Annotated in this window: 20 protein-coding genes; 19 read left to right on the forward strand and 1 reads right to left on the reverse strand. The window is 42.8% G+C overall.

The window, feature by feature from the left end; genetic code table 11:
- The first annotated feature begins 58 nt into the window (after positions 1-58).
- The 13 genes from secY to prfA all read left to right on the forward strand — a co-directional run bounded on the left by secY (position 59) and on the right by prfA (position 8,677).
- A complete protein-coding gene (gene secY / locus H6G41_RS03340; protein WP_190743593.1) occupies positions 59-1,372 on the forward strand; it encodes a preprotein translocase subunit SecY in 1,314 nt (437 codons plus the stop codon).
- Positions 1,372-1,926, forward strand: a complete 555-nt coding sequence (locus tag H6G41_RS03345) for an adenylate kinase (protein ID WP_190743595.1) — start codon at positions 1,372-1,374, stop codon at positions 1,924-1,926. The genes secY and H6G41_RS03345 overlap by 1 nt, the downstream gene beginning before the upstream one ends.
- Before the next feature lie 229 nt (positions 1,927-2,155).
- Positions 2,156-2,380, forward strand: coding sequence for a translation initiation factor IF-1 (gene infA, locus H6G41_RS03350; protein ID WP_006276978.1), 225 nt, complete (start codon positions 2,156-2,158; stop codon positions 2,378-2,380).
- Positions 2,381-2,495: 115 nt separating this feature from the next.
- Positions 2,496-2,609 (forward strand): 50S ribosomal protein L36, encoded by a 114-nt coding sequence (gene rpmJ, locus H6G41_RS03355; protein ID WP_015129703.1) that lies wholly within the window; start codon positions 2,496-2,498, stop codon positions 2,607-2,609.
- Between the two features lie 115 nt (positions 2,610-2,724).
- Positions 2,725-3,105, forward strand: a complete 381-nt coding sequence (gene rpsM, locus H6G41_RS03360) for a 30S ribosomal protein S13 (RefSeq protein ID WP_190743598.1) — start codon at positions 2,725-2,727, stop codon at positions 3,103-3,105.
- A 58-nt stretch (positions 3,106-3,163) separates the two neighbouring features.
- Positions 3,164-3,559 carry a 30S ribosomal protein S11 gene (gene rpsK, locus H6G41_RS03365; protein ID WP_010998331.1) on the forward strand — a complete coding sequence of 132 codons (396 nt, stop codon included), beginning with the start codon at positions 3,164-3,166 and terminating at the stop codon, positions 3,557-3,559.
- Positions 3,560-3,905: 346 nt separating this feature from the next.
- A complete protein-coding gene (locus H6G41_RS03370; RefSeq protein WP_190743600.1) occupies positions 3,906-4,853 on the forward strand; it encodes a DNA-directed RNA polymerase subunit alpha in 948 nt (315 codons plus the stop codon).
- Positions 4,854-4,894: 41 nt separating this feature from the next.
- Positions 4,895-5,245, forward strand: a complete 351-nt coding sequence (rplQ, locus tag H6G41_RS03375) for a 50S ribosomal protein L17 (RefSeq protein WP_190743603.1) — start codon at positions 4,895-4,897, stop codon at positions 5,243-5,245.
- 71 nt (positions 5,246-5,316) lie between these two features.
- Positions 5,317-6,201 carry a tRNA pseudouridine(38-40) synthase TruA gene (gene truA / locus H6G41_RS03380; protein WP_190743751.1) on the forward strand — a complete coding sequence of 295 codons (885 nt, stop codon included), beginning with the start codon at positions 5,317-5,319 and terminating at the stop codon, positions 6,199-6,201.
- 44 nt (positions 6,202-6,245) lie between these two features.
- Entirely contained in the window at positions 6,246-6,701 is a 456-nt protein-coding gene (gene rplM, locus H6G41_RS03385; protein WP_190743604.1) for a 50S ribosomal protein L13, read from the forward strand.
- Positions 6,701-7,120, forward strand: coding sequence for a 30S ribosomal protein S9 (gene rpsI, locus H6G41_RS03390; RefSeq protein ID WP_190539943.1), 420 nt, complete (start codon positions 6,701-6,703; stop codon positions 7,118-7,120). Before rplM ends, rpsI begins: the two co-directional genes overlap by 1 nt.
- A gap of 115 nt (positions 7,121-7,235) precedes the next feature.
- Positions 7,236-7,475, forward strand: coding sequence for a 50S ribosomal protein L31 (gene rpmE, locus H6G41_RS03395; protein ID WP_190743605.1), 240 nt, complete (start codon positions 7,236-7,238; stop codon positions 7,473-7,475).
- Positions 7,476-7,576: 101 nt separating this feature from the next.
- Positions 7,577-8,677, forward strand: a complete 1,101-nt coding sequence (gene prfA, locus H6G41_RS03400) for a peptide chain release factor 1 (RefSeq protein WP_190743606.1) — start codon at positions 7,577-7,579, stop codon at positions 8,675-8,677.
- On the opposite strand, the gene H6G41_RS03405 is transcribed toward prfA, so the two are convergent.
- Complete coding sequence (locus H6G41_RS03405; RefSeq protein ID WP_190743607.1) at positions 8,651-9,133, reverse strand: hypothetical protein; 483 nt, start codon at positions 9,131-9,133, stop codon at positions 8,651-8,653. The two genes, prfA and H6G41_RS03405, sit on opposite strands and share 27 nt — an antisense overlap.
- A 238-nt stretch (positions 9,134-9,371) precedes the next feature.
- On the opposite strand from H6G41_RS03405, the gene H6G41_RS03410 reads away from it, so the two are divergent.
- From H6G41_RS03410 to secG, 6 genes are all read left to right on the forward strand, one after another.
- Positions 9,372-9,734 carry a helix-turn-helix domain-containing protein gene (locus tag H6G41_RS03410; protein ID WP_096643323.1) on the forward strand — a complete coding sequence of 121 codons (363 nt, stop codon included), beginning with the start codon at positions 9,372-9,374 and terminating at the stop codon, positions 9,732-9,734.
- A 258-nt stretch (positions 9,735-9,992) separates the two neighbouring features.
- A complete protein-coding gene (locus H6G41_RS03415; protein WP_190743608.1) occupies positions 9,993-10,478 on the forward strand; it encodes a hypothetical protein in 486 nt (161 codons plus the stop codon).
- Positions 10,479-10,613: 135 nt separating this feature from the next.
- A complete protein-coding gene (locus tag H6G41_RS03420) occupies positions 10,614-11,429 on the forward strand; it encodes an Rpn family recombination-promoting nuclease/putative transposase (RefSeq protein ID WP_190743609.1) in 816 nt (271 codons plus the stop codon).
- Between the two features lie 215 nt (positions 11,430-11,644).
- Positions 11,645-13,339 carry an ABC-F family ATP-binding cassette domain-containing protein gene (locus H6G41_RS03425; protein ID WP_190743611.1) on the forward strand — a complete coding sequence of 565 codons (1,695 nt, stop codon included), beginning with the start codon at positions 11,645-11,647 and terminating at the stop codon, positions 13,337-13,339.
- Positions 13,340-13,733: 394 nt separating this feature from the next.
- Complete coding sequence (gene gpmI / locus H6G41_RS03430) at positions 13,734-15,332, forward strand: 2,3-bisphosphoglycerate-independent phosphoglycerate mutase (RefSeq protein ID WP_190633256.1); 1,599 nt, start codon at positions 13,734-13,736, stop codon at positions 15,330-15,332.
- Positions 15,333-15,414: 82 nt separating this feature from the next.
- Positions 15,415-15,648 carry a preprotein translocase subunit SecG gene (gene secG, locus H6G41_RS03435; protein ID WP_086762869.1) on the forward strand — a complete coding sequence of 78 codons (234 nt, stop codon included), beginning with the start codon at positions 15,415-15,417 and terminating at the stop codon, positions 15,646-15,648.
- Positions 15,649-15,659 lie beyond the last annotated feature (11 nt).

The following is a 15,659-nucleotide window of genomic DNA, read 5'->3' on the forward strand; positions in this document are numbered from 1 at the left end:
ACTTAAAATGCTAGCCAACTCGCTTCCAGCGCCTGGTTCACGATAAAGGTAGCACTCTATGATCAGTCGAGACAAAGCCCCAACGGCTCAAGAAACTTTTATGCAGATGGCTCAAGCAGCTGGACTGAGAGGTAGGCTGCTTGTAACTGTCGGTATTTTAATTTTGGTTCGCCTGGGCATCTTTCTGCCTGTACCAGGTATTAATAGAGTTGAGTTTGCCAGACAACTCCAGAACAATAATGCCATATTCGGTTTATTGGATATATTTTCTGGGCGAGGATTTTCGACATTGGGCGTTTTTGCTTTAGGGATTTTACCCTTCATTAATGCGTCCATTATTATCCAATTACTCACGGCTGCTATCCCATCTTTAGAAAAGTTACAGAAAGATGAAGGTGAAGCTGGGCGACGGAAGATTTCGCAAATTACACGCTATGTGTCTTTAGGTTGGGCGATTATTCAAAGTACGGCTTTTTCAGCTTTTTTCCTGCAACAGTTTGCCTTACAGCCAGGCCCCTTATTTGTAGCAGAAACTGCGATCGCTCTGACTGCTGGTTCAATGTTCGTAATGTGGGCATCGGAACTGATTACTGAAAGAGGTATTGGTAATGGAGCATCATTGTTGATTTTTGTCAATATTGTGGCGTCCCTACCAAAATCTTTGGGTGATACCATCGACTTGGTACAAGTTGGCGGTCGGGAAATTGTCGGTCGGGTAATTGTGTTGGTGTTGGTCTTCCTAGCGACAATTGTTGGTATTGTATTTGTGCAGGAAGGCATTCGGCGCATCCCGATTATTTCCGCACGGCGTCAAGTGGGGCGGCGAGTTTTGGCTGAACAACGGAGCTACCTACCTCTGCGACTCAACTCTGGTGGCGTGATGCCAATTATTTTTGCCGCAGCTATCCTGAGTTTGCCACTGCTAATCGCGAATTTTACTAAAAATCCAGATTTAGCGAGGATTGTTAACACTTACCTCAGTCCCGGTGGATCTCAGGCTTGGGCTTATGCTTTGGTTTACTTAATTTCTATTGTGTTCTTCAGCTATTTCTATTCTTCGTTGATTGTCAATCCGGTAGATGTAGCCCAGAACTTGAAGAAAATGGGTTCAAGTATTCCCGGAATTCGCCCTGGTAAAGCAACTAGTGAGTACATCGAGCGGGTAATTAATCGACTGACTTTTTTAGGTGCAATCTTTTTGGGCTTTGTAGCGATTATCCCTACAGCAGTGGAAAGTGCTTTAGGAGTACCAACCTTTAAGGGATTAGGAGCTACATCTTTATTAATCCTGGTTGGTGTGGCAATTGACACAGCAAAGCAAGTCCAAACTTACGTAATATCTCAGCGCTATGAAGGAATGGTGAAACAATAGTGACGCGATTAATCTTCTTGGGGCCACCTGGAGCTGGTAAAGGAACACAATCTCAAAAATTGGCTGAACACTTGCAGATTCCCCATATTTCTACGGGTGATATCTTAAGACAAGCGATGAAAGACCAAACCCCATTGGGAGTTAAAGCTCAAAGTTATGTTGATAGCGGCGAGTTAGTTCCCGATCAGCTAGTACAGGAATTGGTACAGGAGCGCCTAGAGCAATCTGATGCTGAATCTGGTTGGATTCTCGATGGCTTTCCCCGTAAAGTAACACAAGCAGCTTTTTTAGCAGAACTGCTGGAAACAACCAATCAGGGTGGTGAAAAGGTTGTTAACCTTGATGTCCCCGATGATGTAGTGGTTGCTAGGTTACTCGCCAGGGGAAGAAAGGATGACAGCGAAGAAGTTATTCGGCGTCGTCTAGAAGTATATCGCTCAGAAACTGCACCTTTGATTGATTATTACGGCGATCGCCAAAAGCTACTCACCGTCAATGGTAATCAGTCCCCAGAAGAAGTCACCACCGCTCTGCAAAAGGTAATAGCGTCTTAAGCAAGCAAAATATATAAGGGGTAGCAGGGAGAAATCCCAATGTGAAATTTCTCCCATATCCCCAATTAAGCGCCCACATAAAATTCTTTGCTGTCTAGCTGTGCAAGGCAGATAGCAACTTTAGATAAGATATATTAAGAAACTGTTGATATATTTCGTAAAGTATGTTCTCTTGCAAATGAAGCTCAAGCAATAGAACAGGAGAATGTTGAGTTGAGGAAAAAACAAGTTGTCTAAACAAGATTTGATTGAAATGGAAGGGACGGTTACCGAGTCATTACCCAATGCGATGTTTCGCGTTGACTTGGATAATGGTTTTAATGTCCTGGCACATATTTCCGGCAAAATCCGCCGGAATTATATCAAGATTTTACCTGGCGATCGCGTCAAAGTGGAGTTAACTCCCTACGACTTGACAAAGGGTAGAATTACCTATCGACTGCGCAAGAAGTAAGGTTATGTAGAGAATATTACCATATAATCCCTTTTTTGGGTGTTCCCTAGTCATTTAACTGACTAATTTCTGTAAAAATGCTATAATTCACTATTTGGAGTTAATTACAAAAGGCATGAAAGTCCGAGCCTCAGTCAAGAAGATTTGCGAAAAGTGTAACGTGATCAAACGCCGTGGTCGCGTTATGGTGATTTGTGTTAACCCCAAGCATAAGCAACGTCAAGGCTAGTGTTCTGATTCTGAATCAGAACTAAATGCGACACAAAAACGCCAGACAAAGCCCAAAATGCGCTTAATCGCATTTTTATTACAGCAATTGCCTGAACAAGAGGGAGAAATTCATTGTGGCACGTATTGCCGGAGTAGACCTTCCACGCGACAAGCGTGTCGAAATTGGTCTCACCTATATTTACGGAATTGGTTTATCTCGGTCGCAAGAAATTTTAGCGACTACAGGTGTTAACCCAGACACCCGCGTCAAAGAACTCAGTGATGCTGATATTGCTGCCCTACGAGGCGAAATTGAAAGCAATTACCAAGTCGAAGGTGACTTGCGCCGCTGGGAAGCGATGAACATTAAGCGCCTAATTGACATTGGTGCTTACAGAGGCCGTCGTCATCGCATGGGCTTACCAGTTAGAGGACAAAGAACTCGCACCAATGCTAGAACCCGTCGCGGTAGAAGGCAGACAGTGGCTGGGAAGAAGAAAGCACCAGGCAAATAAATAATATGTTCATGCTTGCTCATCCGAGCAAGGTTTACCTTACATCCACTACACAACTATGGCGCGACAACCAACAAAAAAATCTGGGAGCAAGAAGCAGAAACGCAACGTACCCAATGGTATGGCTTACATCCAGTCTACTTTCAACAATAGCATTGTCACCATTACCGATCAAAACGGCGATGTAATTTCTTGGGCAAGTGCTGGTTCTAGCGGTTTTAAAGGTGCAAAAAAAGGAACTCCCTTTGCTGCACAAACCGCTGCTGAAAGTGCTGCACGTCGAGCCATTGATCAAGGAATGCGTCAAATTGAGGTCATGGTAAGTGGCCCTGGCGCAGGTAGAGAAACTGCTATTCGCGCACTCCAAGGTGCAGGACTGGAAATTACATTGATTCGGGATATCACTCCGATTCCTCATAACGGTTGCCGTCCACCCAAGCGCCGCCGAGTTTAAAACCAACCTGTAGGGCGGTGAAAGCAAGAAGTTCGAGCACGGAAAAGTCACCTGTAATGCCTGCTTGAACCAAACAAAAGCAAACTGCTGTGGCAAGATTGTGGCTTTGGACTTCAGACGGCTTGGGTAACCAAAAAACAAGCGAATCCTAGAAAAAGGCAGCTTGATAAATTTCGGAACACCCAAAAACTAAATATTATCGCCCAAAAGCTGAATTAGGAGTGCAATTAGCGACATTTGCAGTTGGCAGATTGGCATACCTAGAGTAAGCTTCAGGGCAAGAACTAAATTCGGGAGGCAAGCGATTTGCCTACTAGCAGCACCTTAAACAGAGGGAGGCAACTCCGTGGCGCAGTTTCAAATTGAATGTGTAGAGTCTACAACTGAGGAAAGTCGAAGCCATTACAGTAAATTTGTCTTGGAACCTCTAGAACGCGGTCAAGGAACGACAGTAGGTAACGCCTTAAGGCGGGTTTTACTGTCCAATCTAGAGGGGACAGCAGTTACAGCAGTAAGGATTGCAGGTGTTTCACACGAGTTCGCCACAGTTCCAGGTGTGCGGGAAGATGTGCTGGAAATCCTCATGAAAATGAAGGAAGTCATTCTCAAAAGTTATTCCTCTCAACCGCAAATAGGGCGGTTACTCGTTAATGGACCTGCAACCGTTACGGCGGCACATTTTGATTTGCCAAGTGAAGTAGAAATCATCGATCCCACCCAATATGTAGCCACCTTAGCTGAAGGCGGCAAACTAGAAATGGAATTTCGGATCGAGAGAGGTAAAGGTTATCGCACCGTAGAACGAGGACGGGAAGAAGCCACATCTTTGGACTTCTTGCAAATCGACTCGGTGTTTATGCCAGTACGCAAAGTCAACTATAGCGTCGAAGAAGCCCGTGGGGACGGCTCAATTACCAAAGACCGATTGCTATTGGAAGTTTGGACTAATGGTAGTATCTCTCCCCAAGAAGCACTATCATCGGCTGCGGGCATTCTGGTAGATTTATTTAACCCACTAAAAGATATTTCACTAGAACCCACCGATACAGGTTCAGATATTCCCGACGATCCTACCGCCCAAATTCCCATCGAAGAATTACAGCTTTCTGTCAGGGCATACAACTGTCTCAAGCGCGCACAAGTTAACTCTGTAGCCGACTTGCTGGATTATACCCAAGAAGACCTGTTAGAAATTAAAAACTTTGGTCAGAAGTCAGCGGAAGAAGTAGTTGAAGCCTTACAGCGACGCTTAGGCATTACCCTACCCCAAGAAAGAAGCTCTAAACACAGCTAAATCAAAACCGTTAGTACGTTAGTAATTGATATTGCATTATTATGCGTCACCGTTGTCGGGTCAAGAAACTTGGTAAACCAGCAGACCAGCGTCGTGCTTTGTTACGGGCGCTGACCACTGAACTAGTCCGTCATGGACGAATTACCACTACTTTAGTTCGAGCTAAAGTGCTACGAGCTGAAGTAGATAAAATGATTACCTTAGCTAAAGATGGCTCCTTAGCAGCTCGTCGGCAAGCTTTGGGCTACATCTACGATAAACAACTAGTTCATGCTCTATTTGAGCAAGCTTCCACTCGGTATGCCAATCGTCAAGGCGGTTACACCCGCATCCTGCATACAATACCTCGTCGGGGCGATAATGCTGAGATGGCTATTGTTGAACTAGTTTAAGTCATTGGTCATTAGTCATTGGTTATTTGCAACTAACAACTGACAACTGACAATTGACAAAACAAATCTGTATGTTAGAAAGCCACCAGCCAAGAGAAACTCATCGAGTAGCCCTAGTAATCCAATACTTGGGCACTCATTTTCATGGCTGGCAACGGCAAAAGCAACAGCGCACAGTTCAAGAAGAGATCGAAACAGCGATCGCGAAAATTCTTGGGTATCATGTAACACTACATGGTGCAGGCAGAACCGATGCGGGAGTTCACGCCGCCGCCCAAGTCGCCCATTTTGAAGCTACGGGTTTAATTCCACCCCATAAGTGGGCAGCAGTCCTTAATAGCTATTTGCCCAATGATATATTAATCAGGGCTTCAGCAGGTGTAGGTCACCGTTGGCACGCTCGTTTTAGTGCAGCCTATCGACGGTATCGCTACACGATATACACTGAAGATCAGCCGAACTTGTTTGTGCGACCCTTCAGTTGGCATTATTATTATGCACCCCTAGATGAAACCTTAATCAAAGCTGCCCTGAAACCCCTGCTGGGAAAGCATCATCTAGCTGCTTTTCATCGTGCAGGCTCAAAGCGATCGCATTCTTGGGTAGAAGTACAAGCAGCAGAATGTCATCGTAACGGGTCATTAATCCATATTGAAATCCAGGCAGATGGATTTTTGTATGGCATGGTTCGGCTTTTAGTAGGGATGCTGGTACAAGTAGGTACTGGACAGCGCACCCTAGCTAACTTTACTGAATTGTGGAAAGCTGAACGACGAGAAGAAGTGAAATATGCCGCACCTCCCCAAGGTTTGTGCTTGTTGCGAGTCGGCTATCCAGATTTCCCTTTTTCATATGATGTTTGGTATGACAATCTGCCAAAATTTGTTTTTAGTCAAGAGTCAATAGTTAAAAGTCAAGAGTCAATAAGCACTAGCTTCATGACAACTGACAACTGACAACTGACAACTGACAACTAAAAATGACAAGGGACAAATTACAAATGACTAAAACATACCTTCCTTCTCAAGATTCTCTTGAGCGTGAGTGGTACGTAGTAGATGCTACAGACCAACGCCTCGGCCGCCTCGCTACTGAAATCGCTATGGTTTTGAGAGGCAAAAAGAAAGCTGAATATACTCCCCACCTAGATACAGGTGATTTTGTGATCGTGATCAATGCCGATAAGGTAGCAGTTACAGGTAAAAAACGTACCCAAAAACTCTACCGTCGTCATTCCGGTCGTCCTGGTGGGATGAAGACAGAAACCTTTGCCAAGCTGCAACAGCGTTTACCAGAAAGAATTGTCGAACACGCTGTGAAAGGGATGTTACCTAAAAATAGCCTGGGTAAGCAGCTGTTCACCAAGCTGAAAGTTTATGCTGGCCCCACTCACCCCCATGCAGCACAACAACCCAAAGAACTCAAAGTTAATACAATTCCTGGAGCAGAAAGTTAATGGTAGCAGTAGCAGAAACTACTAGCGGTCGTGCCGTATACTGGGGTACTGGCCGCCGTAAGTCAGCAGTAGCAAGAGTCCGCCTCGTTCCCGGTAGCGGTCAACTGATTGTTAACGGTAAAGATGGTAACTTGTACTTCCAGTTCAACGCCAACTACTTAGGTGTCATCAAAGGCCCTCTAGAAACCTTGGGACTAGAGAGTGAATATGACATTTTGGTGAAAGCTGAAGGTGGTGGTTTGACCGGACAAGCTGATTCTATTCGTTTGGGTGTAGCTCGTGCTTTATGCCAACTAGATCCAGACAACCGTTCGCCTTTAAAAACAGAAGGTTACCTAACCCGCGATCCTAGAGCTAAAGAACGGAAGAAATACGGTTTACACAAAGCTCGCAAAGCACCTCAGTACTCAAAACGTTAGGGCATTGGGCATTGGGCATTGGGCATTTTTAATTATCTAGCCTATAGCCCCTAGTCTCTAGTCCCTGCCATCATCTGAAAGTTATAATTTATATAGATTGACCACAAAAGGAAAAATGGCTAAACCTGATATTCATCCCAAGTGGTATCCAGATGCGAAAGTTTACTGCAACGGTCAAGTAGTGATGACTGTTGGCTCTACTAAGCCAGAACTGCACGTAGATGTTTGGTCTGGAAACCATCCTTTTTACACCGGCACTCAGAAGATTATCGATACTGAGGGTCGAGTAGAACGCTTCCTGCGCAAGTACGGTATGAGCAGCACTCAAACCTCAGGCGACACAGACAAAAAGTAGCGGGTTGGCTCTGCGGTTAACGACGACCCTGCAATCAGCTGGGTCGATTGTCATTTAATGCTTGAGCCAATTTGTTATTTTAAGGAGCGATCGCACTCATCATGGCTGAATCATACCTGCTGGACAAACTAAAATCTGTTGAACAAACTTTTAATGAATTAACTCGTCGTCTTGGTGATCCCGATACCGCGAGAAATCCTGACGAGTTTCAACAAATTGCTAAATCTCGTTCTTCTTTAGAAGAGGTAGTTAATACCTATGACACTTGGAAAGTAGCTCAAGAAGATTTGATCGGAGCGCGTCAGGTTTACAAAGAATCGGCGAGTGACCCAGAGCTGCAAGAAATGGCGGCTTTGGAAGTAGACGAACTAGAACAAAAAATAGAATATTTAGAAAACCGCTTAAAAATCTTGTTGCTACCCCGCGATCCCAACGATGATAAAAACATCATGTTGGAAATTCGGGCTGGTACGGGCGGCGATGAAGCAAGTATTTGGGCAGGTGATTTGCTGCGGATGTACTCTCGCTACGCTGACGGACAGGGTTGGAGAGTGAAACTAGTGAGCGAGTCACTAGGGGAAATGGGCGGTTTTAAAGAAGTGATCCTGGAAATTCAGGGTGAGAGTGTTTACAGCAAGCTGAAGTTTGAAGCGGGAGTACATCGCGTCCAGCGTGTACCTGCAACGGAAGCCGGGGGAAGAGTTCATACTTCCACAGCTACAATTGCCATCATGCCAGAAGTGGATGATGTGGAAATCCACATTGACCCCAAGGATATTGAAATGACTACGGCTCGTTCTGGTGGTGCTGGTGGACAAAACGTCAACAAAGTGGAAACTGCTGTTGACTTGATGCACAAACCTACTGGAATTCGGATTTTCTGTACAGAAGAACGCAGCCAGTTGCAAAACAAAGAACGGGCGATGCAAATTTTGCGGGCGAAACTGTACGAAATGAAGTTACGGGAACAACAAGAAGCTGTAACTTCCATGCGGCGATCGCAAGTTGGTACAGGATCGCGATCGGAAAAAATTCGCACCTACAATTATAAAGACAACCGCGTTACCGATCACCGTCTGGGACAAAACTATTCTCTTAACCCTGTATTGGAAGGCGATTTAGAGTCAGTTATACAATCTTGTATCTCTCAAGACCAGCAGGAACGTTTGGCAGAGTTAGCGGCTTCTGGTGCTACAAGCTAATTGTTCGTTCAATAATTTATCTTCAACCGCTTGTTGTAATGTTACTTTTAACACCGATAAGCGGTTTTCTAATGCAGTAGAAATTGCCTTTACCATTTCCTGAAAATATTGATAGTAAAGAAATTCATGCTTCAGAATATGATTTAATATTTTCCAATCACTCAGTGTTTGACAGGTATCAATTAATTTTTCTACTTCCTGTTGCCAACGCTGAAAAATTCGGTAGATGAAAAAGCTGCTGCAAATATTACCTTTTTCATCCCAATAGGAAATACAAACTTGATGCTTCAGGGAATGGATTTTCTTGATTTGCTTCACTTTGTAGCCTTTGGCGTTTAAAGCTGCTTTCGCCTCAGGATGAGAAATAAACCATTGTTCTGGTTTAATTTTATTAGCCCTAATCAGGCTTTGACCTTTGCGGCGATAGGAGTTAATTTTGCGCGGCTTGCGAAACATGATGCACCTTTTTCCCCTAATTTGACAGCTTGCTGTCTGTAACGAATTTCCGCGATAAAATGGATGAGTATCCTTAATCTAGATAGACTTATATTTAAACTTGTAATTGTAAAGCCTACATTTAATTTACCATTGGCAAGTAAACTTGTAAATGCCTAAATGCCTAAATGCCTAAATTAAATATTTATTTATCGGCGAGAAAGTAAACTAGTCAATTCCGGGGAAAAATACTACAGCAGTGGATTTAGAAGCTAGAAAGAAACTGATTGAAGTCGTGAAAATGGCTCGTGGCTCGATGAGTCAAAGAGCTTTTGGTAAACTTCTGGGCGTTTCGGCTACTGCGGTGCAATTGTGGGAAAAAGGCGAGTCGATTCCAGATACACAAAATTTAGCCAACATTGCAGCGAGAGCAGGCTATACGATGGAGGAATTGCTTAACTACCTTGGTGTTAAGCCAGTGTCAGAATCATCCGATGTAAATCAGATTGTCAAGTACATCAAATCTATGCCGTTAAGCGAAGTCGCCATTATTGGGAGAGTAGTAATGGATAGATTAGCAGCAGCTGCGGAAGCTGCGGTAGATGAAGTTAAAGCTAGTTGAATAGTTAGTTGAATGTTTTTGAGCGATCGCGCTTCTGTTTACAAGTAAACTTGTAATTTTATTGACATGAATATACGCAAATATTAATTTTTATTACAAATAAATAATAATAAATACAAATTTTATCAAAGTCTTGCTTTTTATTTGTTGTGCATAAGATAGCACTGGTGGAGAGAAAAGTAAGCAAGCATTGGGTGTGGAAACCTCTGGAATTAATTGAGATAATGTGAAAAAATTTTATTTTTTTGAGGTGTATTTATGTCACTACCTAATGAACCTTCAGCTTGGCAAGTAGAATCAAACGATGCTTTTGTACCAGTGTATTATAAAGGTGATTTAGCTGGGTTTTTCAAAAAAGAATATGCTCATGAGATGATTAAGTTTTTAAATGAGGACGAAGTTTTAAAAAAAGCACTGAAATTGGCTTGTATTGATTTAGTTAAAGAAACTAATGGTGATAGCAAAGAAGTAAGCAATTTGATCAAAAAATATATCAAAATGAGTAAGCGTCCCAAGTACGGAACGAGAGCGATCGCGCTTTTATTAACTGAAAGACAAAAGGCGCTGGATTTGAGTAGTCAGGAGTTTGCTAAATTCTGCGATACATTTAAACTTTCACCAGATGAACTCAATAATATTTATGCTGGTGAAGCTATTGAAGATAATTTATTAGCACCACTTTCCAGGATACTAGGTATTACAAAAGAACAGTTACTAGAAGTGCGGGATGGTTCAAAAGAATAAATCAAAGTATTTTTTATTAGGACTTAGGCACAAGTTAAGGAAAATTAAACCGCAGAGGACGCAGAGTACACAGAGGAATAAAAGTTTGAGAGGATTTATGCGTAAGTCCTATATATATCATAGTGGTAGAATATTGTGAAAACTGACATTATATTTTATCGGCTATTTCAAGAAATACCGAGTATTTTCTTTGAACTGATTAGCAATCATCCTGACGAAGCCAACAATTATCAGTTTGCATCCGTTGAAATTAAACAAACTTCATTTCGGATTGATGGTGTATTTTTACCTGTAGAAACCATTGATAAACCGATTTACTTCGTTGAAGTGCAATTTCAACAAGATGACGAAATTTACTCAAGACTGATAGCAGAAATATGTTTATACCTGCGTCAGAATAAACCCCAACATGATTGGAATGCTGTAGTTTTATATCCGAACAGGAATGTGGATACAGGAGATATAAAACACTATCGGGAATTTTTTGATAGTCAAAGGGTGAGAAGAATTTATCTCGATGAATTAGGTGATAATGCAACATTACCAATTGGCATAGCTACTGTTAAATTAGTAATTGAAGACAAAGATATAGCTATTAACCAAGCAAGGGAGTTGATCGCCAGAACTAGACAAGAGACAAACTCTCAATTACAGCAACAATTATTACAATTAATAGAGACTATTTTGGTTTATAAATTCCCCAATATGAGTCGGGAGGAAATTGAAGCAATGTTTAGCTTGAGCGAGTTAAAACAAACTAGATTTTATCAAGAAGCTTTTCAGGAAGGCAAGGAAGAAGGTGAACGGACTGGTAAGTTAAAAGCAATAATACCGATGTTGTCTGCTGGGTTGACTGTAGAGCAAATAGCTCAAGCTTTGGAATTGAGTGTAGAGGAAGTCAGCCAGATAGTACAACAACAGGCTTCTAATTCCACAAGTAGCGAAGAATAGCAGCAGAATTTGAATAATAGGGTAGGCAAATGTCGAAATTGGTGGCTGTAATTAGGTATATATAACTTAATTAGATGTGAGCGTGACAATCTCAGACTCTTTTTTTATCATTGCGGAAAATTTCCCTGACGAAATATTAATTAAATTTTGTTAAGATTGACACGGCAATAGCTCTTCATCCCCCAACTACCCATCCCCTACCTGAGAGAAACTTGATGCTGCGACTAGAACATATTAGTAAAATTTACCCTACAGGTGAAGTTCTTAAGGACATCAACTGGGAAGTCAAACCAGGCGATCGCATCGGCTTAGTCGGTGTCAATGGTGCAGGTAAATCTACCCAGCTAAAAATTATATCTGGGGAAATGGAACCCACATCAGGCGAAATTATTCGTCCGGCGAGTTTACATATAGCTTACCTGAACCAAGAATTTGAAGTTGACCCCAGTCGGACTGTCAGAGAAGAATTTTGGACTGTATTTAAAGAAGCGAATCAAGTACAGCTTTCCATCGCTGAAGTGACAAGAGAGATGGAAACTGCGACTCCAGAGGAACTGGATAAATTAATCCACAAATTAGACAAATTACAGCGTCAATTTGAAGCCTTAGACGGCTACGGTTTAGAATCACGCATCGGGAAAATCTTACCAGAAATGGGATTTGAACAAGAAGATGGCGATCGCCTCGTTAGCGCCTTCTCTGGTGGTTGGCAGATGCGGATGAGTTTGGGTAAAATTCTGTTGCAAAAACCCGATTTATTGCTACTGGACGAACCGACTAACCATTTAGACTTAGAAACTATTGAATGGTTAGAAAATTACCTCAGAAGTCTGACAACGCCAATGGTCATAGTTTCCCATGACCGAGAGTTTCTTGACCGTCTCTGTAATCAAATTGTCGAAACTGAACGCGGTGTTTCTACTAGTTACCTGGGTAATTATTCTGCATACTTGCTACAAAAAGCGGAAAATGAATCAGCACAATTAAGTGCTTACGAACGCCAGCAGAAAGAAATCGAAAAACAACAAACATTTGTTGATAGATTCCGCGCTAGTGCTACCCGCAGTACCCAAGCTAAAAGCCGCGAAAAACAACTAGAAAAAATTGAGCGCATTGAAGCACCAACAGCAGGGGTAAGAACTCTGCATTTCCGCTTCCCCGATGCACCTCGTAGCGGTAGAGAAGTGGTGAATATTAAAGATTTGACTCATATCTATGATGATAAAATCTTGTTTTTGGGTGCGAATCTCTTTATTGAAAAAGGCGATCGCATTGCTTTCTTAGGCCCCAATGGTGCAGGTAAATCTACCCTATTGCGGGTAATTATGGGTATGGAGCCACCCACAGAAGGTACTGTAAAATTAGGCGATCACAATGTAATTCCTGGTTACTTTGAGCAAAATCAAGCAGAAGCTTTGGATTTACAAAAAACAGTCATGGAAACAATTCACGATGAAGTTCCTGACTGGAAAAATGAAGAAGTGCGTACACTTTTAGGACGTTTCTTATTTACTGGAGACACAGTATTTAAACAAGTTGGTGCATTAAGTGGCGGCGAAAAAGCGCGTCTAGCTTTAGCAAAAATGCTCTTACGTCCGGCGAACTTACTCATATTAGATGAGCCGACAAACCATTTAGATATTCCAGCAAAAGAAATGTTGGAAGAAGCACTGCAAAATTACGATGGTACGGCGATTGTTGTCTCTCACGACCGTTATTTTATCTCCCAAGTAGCGAATAAAATTGTGGAAATTCGCGATGGTGAATTCCGCGTCTACTTAGGCGATTATCATTACTATCTGGATAAAATTGCTGAAGAAAAAGAACAAGCCAAGTTAGAGGCGATCGCAGCTGAAAAGGCTGCTAAGAAAGCCGCTAAAGCCGCTAAAGCTTCAACAAAGCGTAAATAAGCAGGTCGTCGCCGTAAAATTTAAATCGGGTGCGTGATGCTAAAATTCCTTGGTTGACAAGGATTAATACCTAAATTTAAGCATTACGCACTACTACGATTTAAAGATTTATTAACCAGGAATTAATACACATTTGCAGAAATACCACTCAAGCTGCAACATCTGTGGTAAAACCCAAGTTAGAGATTAACTACTGACGGTACACAAAAGCTTTTTTGGGATAATTAGCCCCACACAATTATCACAAATAATACGCAAAAGTTACTAAAGTTAAAAAAAATCTAAAAAATACTGAAACTTTTCATAAAAGAAGTTAATAAGCAGAAATCCTCTTGCAGTGGTGATTAGCAGTGGTATCATTCGGGTATTACAAAAAGTAAAGGGCAATTTTACTATGACCAAAGCACCTGTTGCTCCTGTGGTGCTAGTCATTTTAGACGGATGGGGCTACTGCGAGGAGAAGCGTGGAAACGCGATTGTTAATGCGAAAACTCCAGTCATGGATAGCTTATGGGCAGCTTATCCACACACCCTCATCCGCACCTCAGGAAAAGCCGTAGGGTTGCCAGATGGACAAATGGGCAACTCGGAAGTTGGTCATTTGAACATTGGCGCTGGACGGGTAGTACCGCAAGAATTGGTACGCATCTCCGATGCGGTGGAAGACGGTTCTATCAAGCTCAACCCAGCACTTGTCAAAATTTGCCAGGAAGTGCGCGATCGCAATGGCAAGCTGCATATAGTCGGTCTGTGTTCCGAGGGTGGCGTACATTCCCATCTCACCCACGTAGCAGGTCTACTAGAGTTAGCTAAGGATCGGCAAGTTTCCCAAGTTTGTATCCACGCCATTACCGATGGTCGTGACACCACACCGACCGAAGGTATCAAAGCAATTGGGCAATTGCAAGAATATATAGACCGCATAGGTATTGGGCAGATAGTCACCCTGAGCGGTCGCTACTACGCGATGGATCGCGATCATCGTTGGGATCGGGTTAAACGTGCTTATGACGTAATGACCCAAGATGAGGTGACTGACAATCGCCAAGCTGTAGAAATCTTAAAAGCATCCTACGCCGCCGGAGTCACAGACGAGTTCATCAACCCCACACGCATTGCTTCTGGCGCAATTGCAGCCGGGGATGGAGTCATTTTCTTCAACTTCCGCCCCGATCGCGCTAGACAACTCACTCAAGCTTTTGTTAGCCCAGAATTTACAGGCTTTGAAAGACAGCTGATTCAACCCCTAGCCTTTGCTACTTTTACTCAGTACGATCCAGATTTAAAAGTAGCGATCGCCTTTGAGCCGCAAAATCTCACCAATATTTTGGGAGAAGTTATTGCTAATCAGGGTTTAAAGCAGTTCCGCACCGCAGAAACAGAAAAATACGCCCACGTTACCTACTTTTTCAATGGCGGTCTAGAAGAACCTTTTGCAGGCGAAGATCGGGAACTCGTAAGCAGTCCAATGGTAGCAACTTACGACAAAGCCCCAGCGATGTCAGCAGAAGCAGTTACAGATGTAGCGATCGCCGCGATTGAAAAATGTATCTACTCGTTAGTTGTCATTAACTATGCCAACCCAGACATGGTCGGGCACACGGGTCAGATAGAAGCTACGATAGAAGCAATTGAAAAAGTTGATCGCTGTTTGGGTCGCCTACTTGCTAGCATTACTAAAATCGGGGGAACCACAATTATTACTGCCGATCACGGTAATGCTGAGTACATGCTAGATGATGCGGGTAATCCTTGGACAGCCCACACCACCAACCCTGTACCTTTAATTCTGTTGGAAGGAGAAAAAGTCAAAATCCCTGGACATGGTACAAACGTCGAACTGCGAAGCGATGGCAAGCTAGCCGACATTGCACCAACTATTCTCGAGATTTTACAACTACCTCAGCCATCAGAAATGACAGGGCGATCGCTAGTAGTCCCAGCCGGATATGATGTGCAACGCAGTCGTACTCCTGCCCAAGTAGGTTTGTAAACAAGATAACAGTTAACATTTAACTGTTAGCTTCACCCTGACACTTTTGTTTTGAAATTGACTATCTATTAAGATTGCTACCATGACAGTTTCTAATATTGTTCAAGGAATTTGGGCACTTTCCGCCGTTGGTTTAATCGTCTTAGTGTTGCTGCATAGTCCCAAAGGAGATGGTATTGGAGCCATTGGCGGACAAGCTCAACTATTTAGCAGCACCAAAAGTGCAGAAAACACCTTAAACCGAATTACTTGGGCATTAACAGTAATTTTTCTCGGTTTAACAGTAGTTTTAAGCGCCGGCTGGCTACCTAAGTAACCATAGGGAAT

This window comes from Tolypothrix sp. FACHB-123 (assembly GCF_014697075.1).
Classification (GTDB): domain Bacteria; phylum Cyanobacteriota; class Cyanobacteriia; order Cyanobacteriales; family Nostocaceae; genus Aulosira.